Here is a 13,971-nt window from a genome sequence, read left to right as displayed (position 1 = left end):
ATTGAGCGTAATAACAGTTAAAAATCTGAATTTTAAGTATCCGCAGAATAATAAGGCGGCCCTTTCCGATGTCTCGTTTGGCATTGAAAAGGGCTCTTATGTTGCTGTTGTCGGTTATAATGGCTGCGGTAAAAGTACATTAGCTCGTTTATTGTGCGGCTTAGAGGTGCCGGATTCAGGCACAATCTCAATCGAAGAAAATAACAGAATAGGAATAGTTTTTCAGTCACCTAAAAATCAGCTTGTTAGTGGAATTGTTTCAAGAGATACAGCCTTTGGTGCACAGAATTTGGGCTTAAATGCCGGTGAAGTTGAGCTGCGTGTAATTGAATCTCTGAATATTGTGGACATGCTGGACAGAGCTTCTTCGTCTACTTCTGCATTGTCACTGGGGCAGACTCAGAAAATTGCATTGAGCGGAGTTCTTGCTTTGCGTCCTGAGATTCTGATTCTGGACGAAGCTGTTTCTATGATTGATCCGGAGGCTCGTGTAGAGATTCTGGAATTTTTACGCTATTGGCATAAATGCGGAAACACAATCATTCAGATTACACACGATATGGAAGTTCTGAAGGATGCAGACAGTGTAATTGGAATTGAAGAAGGTCAGGTTTTCTTTTACGGAACTCAGAAAGCTTTTTTAGAAAATAAGGAAAATGTACGGAGAATCTGTGGTGAGTCGCTGCCGAAAAATGAGCGGAAAACAGAAGATACTGCGATTTCTTGCAAGGAACGGGATGTATCGTTAAAACTTCAGAATGTTACTTATACTCATGAAAATACGGCTCACGGTGTTTTTGATGTGAATCTTGAATTTTACCGTGGAACTTTAACTGCTTTGACCGGTGCATCCGGGGCTGGAAAATCTACAATACTCGAGCTTTGTGCCGGACTTTCAATTCCAAAAGAGGGAAAGATTTATTGTTCGAATTCGAAGCGTCCGGTGCTTGCTCAGCAGAATGCTCAGGCAGCGCTTTTTGAGGCTTTTGCGGCAGATGATGTTGCGTTTGGACCTCGTAATCAGGGGATGAGCGGTAAGGCGCTGGTTGAAAGGGTAAAGCAGTCTATGGATGAGGCTGCAATTCCGTTTGATCAGTTTGGAGAGCGCAGAACTTTTGAACTTTCTGGTGGAGAACAGAGACGACTTTCCATTGCAGGAATTCTTGCAATGGATTCCGATATTATTCTGTTTGATGAACCGACTGCAGGGCTGGACAGCAGAACCCGGGCAGAAGTTATGGCTCTTTTGAGGCGGCTTGCTTCAGAAGGCAAGACTGTGATTTTTAGTACACATAAAAGAGATGAAGCTGATTTTGGGGACCGCGAAATTGTAATAAAAGAGGGGCGGGTAGTAAGCGACAGTATGGATGTGATGGACGGTGAGGGTGGTTGTGAGACAGAACTCCCTCCAATGGAAATTGCTGGAATGATTGCAGGCCTCAAAAATCTTTCTCTGGGGCTTTCGCGTTCGCGCCGAAAAAAATCCGCCCTGGCAGAAAAACTGCCGCCCGCGCTCCGAATCCTCCTGTTTACCGCACTATTCGTATTCTCGCTGGCAGTTAGACCTTTGTGGCTTTGTGGTACAGCGCTTGGAGTTACCGTATTATATTGTATTTTCTGTGGCTTCAGTCTTCGTAAACTCTTTGTTGCAAGTTTGAAAATTCTGCCGTTTTTATTACTATTCAGTGTCTTCCAGATGATCTTCCATCCTGCCTTACCAGATGAAGTTCGCTTTACAATCTGGAAATGGTTTATGGTAACTCCATCAAAATTATTGTTCTGCCTTGCAACAATATTACGAACAGACGCGGCACTTGCCTGTATTTCGGGTTTCTTTGTTTCAACACCTGAATACGATTTAATGGACGGCCTGAATATTCTTCTTACACCGCTCCGCCTCTGCCGCATTCCCGTACGTTACCTGATACTGATAATTGAAATAATCTTCAGATTCATTCCGCTTCTCGTAGACGAGGCGGTATCAATCTTAAAAACGCAGGCAATCCGTGGCGGCCTTGGCACAGTTAAAGGAAAGCTTGCTAAAATAAGGGCCGTACTTCCGTTAATTGTTCCGCTGATTATTCAGTCAATCAAACGTTCCGAAGCACTTGCCGACGCAATCACAATGAGGTGTTTTAAATGACAAAACAGATAAATGGACTTAAAAACGATTTTAAACTCTGTCCGATGTGTGGCAGCAGAAAAATCGAAAATCATAGAAACCGAAAATGGATCTGTCCGGACTGTGGCTTTGATTTGTACTGTAATGTTGCAACTGCCGCAGGTATTGTTATTTACGATAAATACAATAATGTGCTTTTTGAAGTCCGTGCTAAAGAGCCGCGAAAAGGTTATCTGGCCGTGCCGGGCGGCTTTGTAGATTTCGGCGAAAGCGTTGAAGAGGCCGTTATCCGAGAATGCCGCGAGGAAATTGGAGTTACTGTTGAAGGTGCTCAGTTTCTCTGCAGTGCTCCGAATGTTTATGAGTATAAGAATATCGAATATAAAACCTGCGATATATTCTTTACAGCAGCTCTTCCTCCTCAGTTTGATACAATTGAAGATTATATAAAGAGTCTTAAAGCAGAAGAAAGCGAGGTTCAGTCTTTTGCTTCTTATAAGATTTCTTCACTTGAAGATATTGAAAAATTACCGCTGGCGTTTGAAAGTTCCCGCATTACTCTTCAGCGCTGGTTGAGTATGTCGAAACAACAATAAAAACGAATAAGGAAAATTTATGAATCAAAAAATCTTTTTTATAATAGGAATTCCAACCGTACTTATGGCAATTATCAGTATCGGAATGCCTTTTTACTGCCGCAGCATTCTGAATCAGGCTGGTCAGAAACTTTTACCACTTGTACGAAAAAAGCAGATTGTTTCGCATTGGGTAACTCCAATATTAAGTTATCTGCTGGTTATTTTGCCGTTTTTCATCAACATGGGAAGATTTGGTATGATTATTCCTTACTGTGGAGTAGTGGGACTCTATATAGTTCTTAAAGAATCTTCTTTTGCTCCAAACAGCGGTGTATACGAAAAGCTTTTAATTAACAGTTCAACAATTGTAAAATATGAATCAATAAAAGAACTTCCTGAAGAGCCTCAGGCAAATGTATTGATAATCACAAATAAAAAGAATCAGAAAATTCAGCTGGTTTTTGATAATCCAAATGAGGCACTTGAAGTTTTAAATGTTTTAAAGAAGCAAATGAAGGTTTGATATATTGACAAAGGTTTCTATCTTCTATATATTAAACATACATTTTTTTGGTGTGGTACCCAAGCGGTAAGGGACTGGTCTGCAAAACCATCATTGGTAGGTTCGACTCCTATCCACACCTCTTAGCAAAAGAACTTCTTCGGAAGTTCTTTTTTTTATCATCCCGTCGAAGCAAAGCTCCGGGGTGTTTATATATAAATAGGGCTGCCCGATTATTCGGACAGCCCGTTTTTTTAGAGTGTAGGATACTTATCGAAGTATGCCTTTGTTTCTTTAGCAACTAATCCGCTCAGAACAATCAGAGAGATACAGTTAGGAATGGCCATAAGACCGTTTGTGATGTCGGCAATTGTCCATACAGCAGAAATTGTCATGTATGGTCCGATAGCAACCGCAGCAATATAAAGCCAGCGGTAAACCTTTACAACAGCCATATTTCCACCAGTCAGATATTCAAGACACTTTTCTGAGTAGTAGTCCCATCCAAGAATTGTTGTGAATGCAAAGAATACGAGACAGAGCATCAGAAGGAACTGAACAGAAATCTTATCACCACCAAGGATTGCTGAGAATGCCTGAGAAGTAAGAGCAGCACCAGTAGCACCGCTGTTCCATACATCACCACCAGCAAGAACGATAGAAAGACCTGTCATTGTACAGATGATAAGAGTATCAATTACAGTACCAGTCATGTTTACCATACCCTGCTCAACAGGTTCATCAGTCTGAACGGCAGCCGCAGCGATTGGAGCTGATCCAAGACCAGCCTCGTTAGAGAAGATACCGCGGGCAATACCTTTCTGCATAGCCATACGGATGATTGTTCCGGCTGCAGCACCTGCAACAGCGCGAACTCCAGTATCAACACCAAATGCACCCTTGAAAATCAAAGCAAATGCATGTGGAATGTGAGTTGCGTTCATGATAAGAACAGAAACACCAAGGAATACATATATAATAGCCATTACAGGAACTACTTTTTCTGCAACCTTAGAAATTCTCTTAAGACCACCAATTACAACAAGTGCTGTAGCAATAGTAATGATTGCACCACCAATTACAGTAGCCCATGTATAGCTGTTTTCACCAATAGAGAAAGCAATGTGTGCCTTGTCTGCATCAAAAGCATTCTGAATGGCACCACAAATACCGTTTACCTGAGTAAATGTACCAATAACAAAAAGACCTACGAGGGTTCCGAAAACAGCAAACAGAACAGCAAGCCATTTCCAGTTCTTTCCCATACCTTTTTCAATTACATAGAAAGGTCCGCCAAGAACGTGTCCATCTTCTTTTACTTCACGGAACTTAATGGAAAGCATACATTCAGCATACTTTGTTGCAGTTCCAAGAAGAGCAGCAACCCACATCCAGAAGAGAGCACCAGGACCACCGGCAAGAATCGCAGTAGCAACACCAACAATGTTACCAGTTCCGATTGTTGCGGAAAGTGCAGTACAAAGTGCAGAAAAGCCAGAAAGTTCTCCCTTTCCTTCGTTTTCCTTAAAGATGCTCTTAAAAGCACGTCCAAGCTTTGTAAACTGAATACCGCGTGTAGCAATTGTCATTACGATACCAGTGACCAGAATAAGGGCAATTGTCGGGACACCCCAGACAATGTCATCGATATTATTTAGTATTTTTTCAAACATAACAATATTTTATATCATTATGATTTTAACGGTCAAGGTGTTGGCAATATGCTCAGCATCAGACAGAGTTGTATGTACCCAATTTTTCTTGTTTTATACTATAATGTAGTTTATAATTTTAACATTAATATTGTGAGAGGTATTATATGAAACGTATTTTTAGCAGTTGTTTAATGCTGCTTTTTATTCTGATGATAAGCGGTTGTGCCGGAGCTTACAACGATTATAAAGAAAAAAACACCGGCTCAGTTTCCTTAAATGTTGGACAAATAGCACAAAGCGTCCTGCAAGCAAACCGTTCAATAAGCCGTGAGGGAGACGAAAAAGATTTTATTGAACCCTGGCAGTGTATTTCGTCAGCAGTTCTTAAAATTAATGTAGAAACAAAAGGTGATTATAAAACCTCTGAAACAAAAGAACTTTCCTTTAATTATGCAAAGTATATGGGCTTTGTTGAAGATTATTCAGATGAGCCAGTTACATCCGATAAGCCTGTTGAGGAAGAAAATTATTTAGAGACAACTTTCAAAGATGAAGTTATAGAATTGAAAATTCCAGTTGGTAAAACCATTTCAATTGATATGACAGTAGATCAGGAATTAAGCTGGGATGAAAATAAACTTGAGCAGTTTTATAACCAGCTGCTTACTGAAATGGAAAATTCTGGAGCCTCTGAGGAAGAGATAGATAAATTTACTTTTGCATCATTTAAAGAAAGTCTTGACTTACAGTTTAATGGTGAAATGGGAATCCGTCTCAAAGGTACTTCTGGAGAAATTACAGTCCACGAAGGAGAAAATCCTGTTACAATCACCCTTAAAGAAGTTCCATATAATGGTGGAGAGGAAATAGAGAGAAAATATTATCTTATTCATTTACAGAGTCAAAATGCTGCAACTCTAACTTACGAGGAGCCAATTTCATTTGAATACATGAGTATTGATGAAGACGGAGCAAGACTTAAGGCAATTTGTTATTACTATGAACCTGTTGGTTATTTCATAAATGAAGAAAAGAGTGATCAGGATTGGAAAGAAGATGATTTTGGCAATCTCTATATGGATATCTATTTTGATTATAATGAAGAAGCCAAAAAGGAAGGTTTGTATCAGACAGTTGGATTAGATAATATAGAGAACAGATATACAATAACTTTATACAGCGCTAAAAATCAAACAGACTTTGGTATCTATATGATAGCTAATTCAGATGGTTTGCAAGTTTCTTACGGAGAATGGAAAGATATATCTGGAACTGATGCAAAAATACCGTCTTTTGAATTTACAGAAAACCTGTATTTAAATGATCTTAATGGTCTTTCTTTTGCAGAGGATAATACCCTTACATATTCAGATATGAGTGATGGTTTCAGGTTCAAGAGTGCAAATGGAAAAGAAATTGATTTTGGAAAGTTAGAACCTTTTAATGGGGAAATAACTGAATATTATCAGTATTATAATATTTATTTGCAGGAGCCTGGTGCAGAAACTTCGGTAGTCTATAAAGAGCCTGTTGAATTGCCATATATTGAAGATGCTTATGGTGCTGAATTAACAGAGTATGTATATCGTAATTGTAATATATTTGGCTGGTATTATGACAACGAAGGTGAATGGATAACCAATGGATATCTGATATATAAGGATGTTTATTTTTATTATGATGAAAGTAAAATAATGGAGCTTTCTTATCAGTCAAGGGGAATGACAGATGAAGAAGAATCTTATTTATTGTCTATGTATGCGTTGAAAAATAATTCTGGAGAAGGAATTTATTTGATTGAAAAAATAGACAATGAGAATATTGGCTATTCTTACGGAAAATGGGAATCAACAGCAGCTGGTGCAAGCCCACTTACATCAATAGAATTTACCGAAGAATTGGCTTACAACTTTATAAGTGATTGTATTGGTTTTGCACCAAATTCTGGCAATCAAAATATACAGGTTTTTAATGGAACTTCTAGTTTTAATTTCGCATCAACAAATGATGTGACAATTAAATTCGAGTCTCTGGTAACAGCTACTCCTGTAAATGGTAGTGGTGCAATTAATCCTCTTTTGCCAAATCAGTTTACAATTACTATTGCTTCCGCAGAAGAAACTTATTATCTGAACAAGGGAACAATCGATTTTAAACTTACTGATGCTGATGGCCAGGAAATTGATGTCTCAAATGTATTTTGGGAATATGAAATCAGCCATGGAAAAACAACAATCCCAGATAATGGTACTTATTATACTTACGAAAATCCTGGCTCACTGGAACTCAAAAATCTTCCAGCCAGCGGTACTTACCAGATCAACGTTTTTGTAACACCAACTAATCAGGATTATGAAAATTATGAGATGGCTAATGCTGTGTTTAATGTAACTGTAGATGATAAGCTTTTATTAGAGTTCAATCTTTCATCATGTTATGTAGAAAATGAGTTCACTTCGGATTTCCAGAATCTGGTTGATTCGCATAATGCAAAGATTGTTCTTCAAGGTGAAATTAATGAGGAATACGGAATTTTTCTTGCTAAATTAAAGGCTGCTATATACCATCCAGAAAATCCTGATGATCCAGTATACAATTTATACGATTTAGACTTATCTCAGGTTACAACTACCAATACAGATAATGAAGAGCAAGGTTATTTTTCAAACTGTTTAGCATTACACTCTATTATTTTCCCAGAAGATTTTACAACAGTTAATAACTGGTCTTTCAACGACTGTATTAATCTGGAGAAAATAGAATTAGGTACAGCTGTAGCAATAATTGGAACATCTACTTTCTCAGGCTGTACAAATCTTTCTTCTGTTGTAATACCAGAGACAGCTCAGTTAAAAGTGATTGATTCTTCAGCTTTTGAAGGTGATACAGCTTTAACATCACTGACACTTCCAGCTTCAGTTATTGCTCTTGGTGATAGGGCAATTGATAGAATAGAATCACTTACTTTACTGGATGAAAATGGTACCTGGTGGTATATAGAAGATGATGAACTAAGGAACGCCTGGATTTCCTGGTGGGAAAATCCAGATGAGGCTGATCCTCCAAATGAAAATGCAGATGGTACTTTAGATGGTATTGATGGAATAGATCCATCTTGGTCACTTGCTGAGAAAATATTATATGCAGTAAATGAAAAGAATTGTTTGTTATTCTGTCAAAAATAGGAGAGTTGAAAATGAAACATATAAATACAATTAAGAGCGGAATATACGTAATTTTAATTTTCTTATTGAGTCTTATGCTTTTTGCCTGTGATAGCAGTCTTAGTGAAGCAAAGAAGGAAAATCGTGATGCCGAAACTGCTGCAGGAATCAAGGTAAGCGGAAAAATTACTCTTGCTGGTGCTGGTCCTGCTAAAAAAGTAAGCCGTTCAGCAACTTTTTCTATGCCAGAAGCTATCACCTGGGTTATTGCAGCAGAAACCGCAGATTATGAAGCAGGTGTTTCTGGTGCTTCTGCTTCAGCCTCTACAACTTTAGAAAGCTTTGAAATTATTTTCCCAACAAGTGGTGACTGGTTAATTAATGTAAAGGGGTATTCTGGACTTTACGGCGACAATGACGGCGATGGGCAGGTAGATATACCAGAAAATCTATCTCCTGCATTTTCTGGAAGTCTGGAAGAAATTTCTATAACAGAAGATGGTCTTGATGAACCTTTAGACATTGATGTTTATACAAATAAAAACTCTGGAATCGGTATTGTAAATCTTGCAATTTCGGATATTTCTGAAGCAATAACAAAGGGAACTGCTGTCTTTACAAGTAGAACAAATGACGATCAGCCAATAACAAATGACTTTAATTTTGATGGTGGAAATACCGCTATTTATGTTACCAACATTCCATCAGGCTGTTACACATTAAATCTGACGTTTGAGGATGACATAGGCAACGTTCTTTACAAGTGTAATGAATCAGTTAACGTATACGAAGGTCTTACAACTGATACATGGTATGGAAATGCACCATATTTGATTGACGGTACATTCGTAATTACTCAGGAACTTATAACTGCTTATGGTGCAGAACCAGTTCCAGATACAGATTATGTCTTGTATACCGCTGTATCTGAAGGTGGAGTTTATACCTACTCTTACTATCGAGTAGATGATGTAACTGAAGATATTTCAGATGTGACAGCTACTGCTGAAACAAAATTGAATTACTGCTTTGATGCCGATGGATATTTTTACACTTTTATTAAGGATATAAATTCTGGATATAAAGTAGTATCAAGCAAATTCATGGATAATTTAGATATTGATACAGCAATAAATGACCTTTCTGGAATAACCATTGATAAAAAAACAAATGTTTTGTATGCATGGCATGGTATGGGAATGACATACGATATTTATAAATTCCCAAATCTTATTTCAAATGGTAATACAGAATACGAAACAGTTTCTGGTGGAGATTATAGCCATATTGATGAATGGTTTGATCATTCAAACACAAACCTTGTTATTAATGACGGTATAATGTATGCATTTACAGGTGGGGGACAAGGAAGTGGTTTAATTTATAAAAAGTTGTATGTAGTTGATAGCTCCAAATCTTCTGCAAAGGCAAAAGAAATAACACTCGATTATGAAAGCGCTGGGCTTTCAGATGATGCTATCAGCTCGTTAAAGCTTACAGATGTAATATACCAGGATGGTGCACTGTATATACTTGCAAGGGAGTTTGATGATTTTAAGAGCCGAGGTGCTTTAATCAAATACAACACATTTACATGTGATGTAGATGTTATTGGGTATTCAGATGATGTAAAAGAACAATCCGAATTAGCAGATGTAAAATTAGAAGCGCGTTTATATGAATATGTTAATGATGAAGATTTTGTATATCCGCTTTTTACAGACAACGCCTGTGAATCACCTTTATATGTTCCTGCAAGTACTAATTTTGAGAATAGCGAAAGCTCTGTACAGACTTACATTTATAGCGCCTTGCGATCCGCATTGTATACTCCAGCCCCTCTTGCAGAAACTTTGTCAGAAGAGGCCTTTTATGGACCTGAAAAATTCATTGCTGTAAAACCAAAGAAGCTTGTAATTGCAGATGATGGTATTGCATTTTATACAGATGCAGAGGGTGTCTTGAAGTATAAAAATGTTAACCGTGTTGTTACTGTTGATTTGGATACATTCTCTATTACAACAGAAAATGTAAATGCTGCTTTTAATAGTGATTCTATCAATGAGAAGACTTGTTTTAGTTGTTCATCAACAGGATACAGATTTGCTTTGTCTGCATATATGTCTTCAACAACTCCAAGCTATTATAAAGATCATAATGACGAGCTTAATACTTTGACTAGTCCAAATACAGCAGCTTATCTCGTTATCCCATGCGGAGACTAAGCTAACACTTTGAAAACTATTCCGCATATTTCAGTCTGCATCCCACTGTATGGCACTGAGCCGCTTTTGGCTCAGTGCCTTCGTTCTGTCTTTCTGCAGGATTTTGATTCTTTTGAAGTTATTGTTTTATCTGATGCAAGCTTGGGAAAAGATGAAAAAGGGCGTAATGGCAGAAAGATCACAAAGCATGTATTAAAAGAGTGTAAAAAAATCAGAAAAGAAAATGGACTTGCAAAAATCTCTGTACGATTTATAGAGCACCGTGAAAATATGGGCTTAGTTGAAGTTCGCCGTTCTCTTATCTTTTATGCCCAGGGTAAATATATTTCATATATCGACAGCGATGATGTGATGGTGCAGGGAGCTCTAAAAACTTTGTACGAAACCGCAGAAAATCAGAGTGCAGATATTGTTCAGGGGCACTCAACGGCCGGTAACTTTGATGCTTCTGGTAATTTTATTCCGGCAGATAAAAATATTTATTCAAATATAACAATAGGTTCTGTTTGCGGTCATGGTATTCAAAAGAACTGGCTTACTAATGGAAGTATTGCTGGAGTCTTATGGGCGAAACTTTATAAGAGGGCTTTGCTCGAAAAAGCTTTTGAAAGTATTCCTCACATTGAATGTAATATGGCAGAGGATTTTTTGATTTCTTTTTTTACTACGTTTTATGCAGAAAAATATGTAGGTATTGAAAATCCGGTATATCAATATAGAGCTCAAAGTGGTATGAGCAGTAAGAGGAAAATTGATTCACTTAAGAAAATCCGCATGGTATGTTCAACGGCAAGTGTTTTTGCTGTTATTTCCCAATCTGAAGAATTAAAAACTCTAGATGAAAATGAAGTAAATTGTGTCCGCCGCTTTTCCACTTACTATCTGAAAGACAATATTAAACAACTTCAGGATAACGTTATTCCCGAACTCAAAAACATCGCCCACGAAATTCTCTGTGAATACTGGGGCGAATCCTTCGTGAATAGAGTTGAAGCTTCGATGAAAAAACAATGAAGCAAATAGGATATTAATTTAAAGATTCTGTAAAATCTGAATCTGTTTTTCCTGTGCAAATGTTATATTCATAATAATTTTGTTTATTATATTTTTATCTTTTATTGAACCATATAAACTGTTATTTTTTTCTGAAAAAACACCTTTTATGTATAATAAACGTGTAAAATTCAATAATTTTTCAATTTCAATAAACTGTTTATGCACATCTGCAGGAACAATACCTTCTTTTTGCAAAAAGTCTAATTTTTTTTCAGTAAACTTAACTTGTTCATAAATAAGATGAATTTGTCTGTAATCTGCAACTTGGTTACCTAATGCAGTTTCTTTTAGACTTTTTATTAATTCTGGATATACAGAGATTCCATAAAATGCCTCATCTCCTCGATCATCCACAATTTCTTTTCTTAATTTAAGTTTCATATTTTTTGAAGTGATAAAATCATTAATCTGTTGAATTAATAAGTCAGGTTTTATATTTGAATCAAGAGGTATTAGTGATAGAACTGAAATTTTGTACCAATCTGCATATGTCCTATTACCAAGCTCATCTAGATTATAGTTATAAAATGCAGTGTAAAATGCATCAAAAGAAAATTTCTCTATTTTGTAATTTCCATCTTTAGCAAGAATTACAGTTCCAATTTGTTTTTCTATAAATGAAATAGAAAAAACAAGAACATTAACGGGATAATTAAACTTCTTAAATGTTGATGAATTTTCCATAAAATAGCCGTTCAATAAAACAATTAAATATTTATTCGAGAGTAAAGTATCTGAAATGAAAGAAAATATGTCTGGCAATTCAAATGCTTTTTTTAAATTTAAATACTCAACATTAAAAAAGTCTCCAATAAAGTAACCATCTCTTTCTAAAAAATCCATCCATAAATAATTCTTTTTATCTCTCATTAAATAAATATTATCAAAATGAGTAAGAATTGATTTATCATAATTTTCTGTACTTTTTATAATACAAAGTGGAAGTGCGTAATTTGTATAAACGGTTATGTCTTTTTGAAGTCGTATTGGTAAAGAAATTGACTGCATTTTTTTTCTCCATTGTATTAGTCTTTATTAATCAATTGTGTTAAAAAGTCAGCAAGAATAGAAATAGTGTTAAACTGAGTAAGATCGAGCAAACTTTCTTCTAATGAGATTCCATATTTTGTTTCAAGATCATAAACCAACATCACATAATTCACAGAATTAAAACCTAATTCATTATTTGCCATGTTAAAATCTTCATTTATTAAATTATGATATTCGGGCGGAATATTTTCTTGTATTTTTATTGTTATAAAATCGATAATCTCTTTTTTTGTAATCATTAATTTACTCCTTAATTGTTTTTTGTTAATTTTTCTCTCCAGCGTCCTCGTACAAATCTGAGTATTCCAAAACTTGGTAAAAGACCTATAAGAAGACAATATATTGACCATATTTGAATATATTCTGGTTTTATATATAAAATTAAAAACATAACAATAATTAATCTTGAAACATTCGAAATAATTGAATAAGTTAGGGCTGCTCGAGTGTCACCAACACCTCTTAATACCCCCCATGCAATCATACCAATTGCATCAAAGATAACTTTCAGAACTGTTATTCGAAGAAGAATAATTGCAATACTTATGATAACATCGTGATTATTACTATTATTAAGGAATATACTTGTAATTGGACGTCCGAAGAAACAATATAAAATGCAAAAGAAAAGTGCAGCAATTAACGAAACTAAAAGAGTATTTATAAAAGTTTTTTTAATCTGTGAATGTTTTCCTTCTCCAACAAGAGTTCCAACGCGAATAGATGCTGCAATGGATAATGCAAGAAACGGAAGATATACAATTCTATCTATGCTCAGAATAATTGAAATAGAATCTGAAAAAAGTGGATTATATCCTTGCATAAAATTAATTGCAAAGGTATTACTTAATAGATAGAAGAAATGCTCTAAGCCAACAAAGCCGCCTTCTATAACAATCAACTTAATCGACATCGCAATTTCTTTAATATTATTTTTGTTAATTTTAGAAATTTCTAGAGGATTTTTCTTTACTAGAAGAATACAAAATAAAAGAAGAGATACGAATTGTGAAAGTATTGTAGCTAAGGCAGAGCCTTTAATCCCCATTGGATTTGAAATAAAATAGCCATTTACCAAGATAATATCTAAAATAATATTAATGATTACAGCAATTACAGAAATCTTCATAGTTAAATCAGTTCTATGAATTCCATTGAATAAAGAAGAAAATGAAGCTGTTATCAATGTAAAAAAAGGCATGTATTTTACATAAACAAGATATTCCTGCGAGAAATACATATGATCATTGTCATGTCCAAAAATATGAAGTAAAGGAACTGAATAAAAGTTTAAGAAAATAAAGATAATAATAAAAGATACAATTGAAAATATTATGGCAGATAAGAAAACATTTGTTATTTTTTTCTTATTATTTTCACCAAATGCTTTTGCAACTAGAACACTTGAATAATCTATAACTCCAGAAAACAAAATTGAAATGAATAAAATAAGTAAACCAACACTTAATGAAGCTGATAAAGCTTTTTCATTGTATCTTGAAAGTACCAGACTGTCAGTAAACATAAGTAACGAACTCAAAGAGTTACTTATTAAAATGGGAATAGAAAGTTTTAATATTTTCGTTAATTCGGTTTTCTCAATCTGTAGGTTATTCATT

10 protein-coding genes and 1 tRNA gene are annotated in these 13,971 nt (G+C 35.6%); 7 read left to right on the top strand and 4 right to left on the bottom strand.

Going from position 1 to position 13,971, the window contains the following annotated elements; all coding sequences use genetic code 11:
* Position 1: 1 nt before the first annotated feature.
* The 4 genes from BMY21_RS03540 to BMY21_RS03525 all read left to right on the top strand — a co-directional run bounded on the left by BMY21_RS03540 (position 2) and on the right by BMY21_RS03525 (position 3,344).
* Complete coding sequence (locus BMY21_RS03540) at positions 2-2,143, top strand: energy-coupling factor transporter ATPase (RefSeq protein ID WP_074640992.1); 2,142 nt, start codon at positions 2-4, stop codon at positions 2,141-2,143.
* Entirely contained in the window at positions 2,140-2,718 is a 579-nt protein-coding gene (locus BMY21_RS03535) for an NUDIX hydrolase (protein ID WP_074640990.1), read from the top strand. The genes BMY21_RS03540 and BMY21_RS03535 overlap by 4 nt, the downstream gene beginning before the upstream one ends.
* 19 nt (positions 2,719-2,737) lie before the next feature.
* Positions 2,738-3,223: a hypothetical protein gene (locus BMY21_RS03530; protein ID WP_074640989.1), complete on the top strand. Its 486-nt coding sequence runs from the start codon at positions 2,738-2,740 to the stop codon at positions 3,221-3,223.
* A 49-nt stretch (positions 3,224-3,272) separates the two neighbouring features.
* Positions 3,273-3,344: transfer RNA gene (locus BMY21_RS03525), tRNA-Cys, on the top strand.
* 112 nt (positions 3,345-3,456) lie between these two features.
* Here BMY21_RS03525 and BMY21_RS03520 read toward each other — a convergent pair.
* Positions 3,457-4,875, bottom strand: coding sequence for an alanine/glycine:cation symporter family protein (locus BMY21_RS03520; RefSeq protein WP_074640987.1), 1,419 nt, complete (start codon positions 4,873-4,875; stop codon positions 3,457-3,459).
* Positions 4,876-5,021: 146 nt separating this feature from the next.
* Here BMY21_RS03520 and BMY21_RS03515 point away from each other — a divergent pair, with 146 nt between their 5' ends.
* From BMY21_RS03515 to BMY21_RS03505, 3 genes are read left to right on the top strand one after another with little or no spacing between them, the layout of a single operon-like run.
* Positions 5,022-8,042, top strand: a complete 3,021-nt coding sequence (locus tag BMY21_RS03515; protein ID WP_083379661.1) for a leucine-rich repeat domain-containing protein — start codon at positions 5,022-5,024, stop codon at positions 8,040-8,042.
* A gap of 11 nt (positions 8,043-8,053) precedes the next feature.
* Positions 8,054-10,246, top strand: coding sequence for a TdpA family lipoprotein (locus tag BMY21_RS03510; protein WP_074640984.1), 2,193 nt, complete (start codon positions 8,054-8,056; stop codon positions 10,244-10,246).
* A gap of 9 nt (positions 10,247-10,255) precedes the next feature.
* Entirely contained in the window at positions 10,256-11,260 is a 1,005-nt protein-coding gene (locus BMY21_RS03505; RefSeq protein WP_074640982.1) for a glycosyltransferase family 2 protein, read from the top strand.
* 18 nt (positions 11,261-11,278) lie between these two features.
* Here BMY21_RS03505 and BMY21_RS03500 read toward each other — a convergent pair whose 3' ends face one another.
* Genes BMY21_RS03500 through BMY21_RS03490 form a run of 3 tightly spaced genes read right to left on the bottom strand, consistent with a single transcriptional unit; the run spans position 11,279 to position 13,970 of the window.
* Entirely contained in the window at positions 11,279-12,310 is a 1,032-nt protein-coding gene (locus BMY21_RS03500) for a hypothetical protein (RefSeq protein WP_074640980.1), read from the bottom strand.
* A gap of 17 nt (positions 12,311-12,327) precedes the next feature.
* The gene (locus tag BMY21_RS03495) at positions 12,328-12,591 is read right to left on the bottom strand and encodes an acyl carrier protein (protein ID WP_074640979.1); all 264 of its coding nucleotides are present in this window, start codon (positions 12,589-12,591) and stop codon (positions 12,328-12,330) included.
* A gap of 11 nt (positions 12,592-12,602) precedes the next feature.
* Complete coding sequence (locus BMY21_RS03490) at positions 12,603-13,970, bottom strand: MATE family efflux transporter (protein WP_074640977.1); 1,368 nt, start codon at positions 13,968-13,970, stop codon at positions 12,603-12,605.
* Between the last annotated feature and the right edge of the window lies 1 nt (position 13,971).

The organism is Treponema bryantii, from assembly GCF_900111035.1.
GTDB classification, from domain to species: Bacteria; Spirochaetota; Spirochaetia; order Treponematales; family Treponemataceae; genus Treponema_D; species Treponema_D bryantii_C.
Note: the sequence above shows the minus strand (reverse complement) of the source record. Positions and strands in the feature narration are given on the sequence as shown.

Coding starts and splice junctions, on each gene's coding strand:
- BMY21_RS03495 (WP_074640979.1), bottom strand. CDS start 12,591: ATGATTACAAAAAAAGAGATTATCGATTTTATAACAATAAAAATACAA.
- BMY21_RS03520 (WP_074640987.1), bottom strand. CDS start 4,875: ATGTTTGAAAAAATACTAAATAATATCGATGACATTGTCTGGGGTGTC.
- BMY21_RS03500 (WP_074640980.1), bottom strand. CDS start 12,310: ATGCAGTCAATTTCTTTACCAATACGACTTCAAAAAGACATAACCGTT.
- BMY21_RS03490 (WP_074640977.1), bottom strand. CDS start 13,970: ATGAATAACCTACAGATTGAGAAAACCGAATTAACGAAAATATTAAAA.
- BMY21_RS03530 (WP_074640989.1), top strand. CDS start 2,738: ATGAATCAAAAAATCTTTTTTATAATAGGAATTCCAACCGTACTTATG.
- BMY21_RS03535 (WP_074640990.1), top strand. CDS start 2,140: ATGACAAAACAGATAAATGGACTTAAAAACGATTTTAAACTCTGTCCG.
- BMY21_RS03510 (WP_074640984.1), top strand. CDS start 8,054: ATGAAACATATAAATACAATTAAGAGCGGAATATACGTAATTTTAATT.
- BMY21_RS03515 (WP_083379661.1), top strand. CDS start 5,022: ATGAAACGTATTTTTAGCAGTTGTTTAATGCTGCTTTTTATTCTGATG.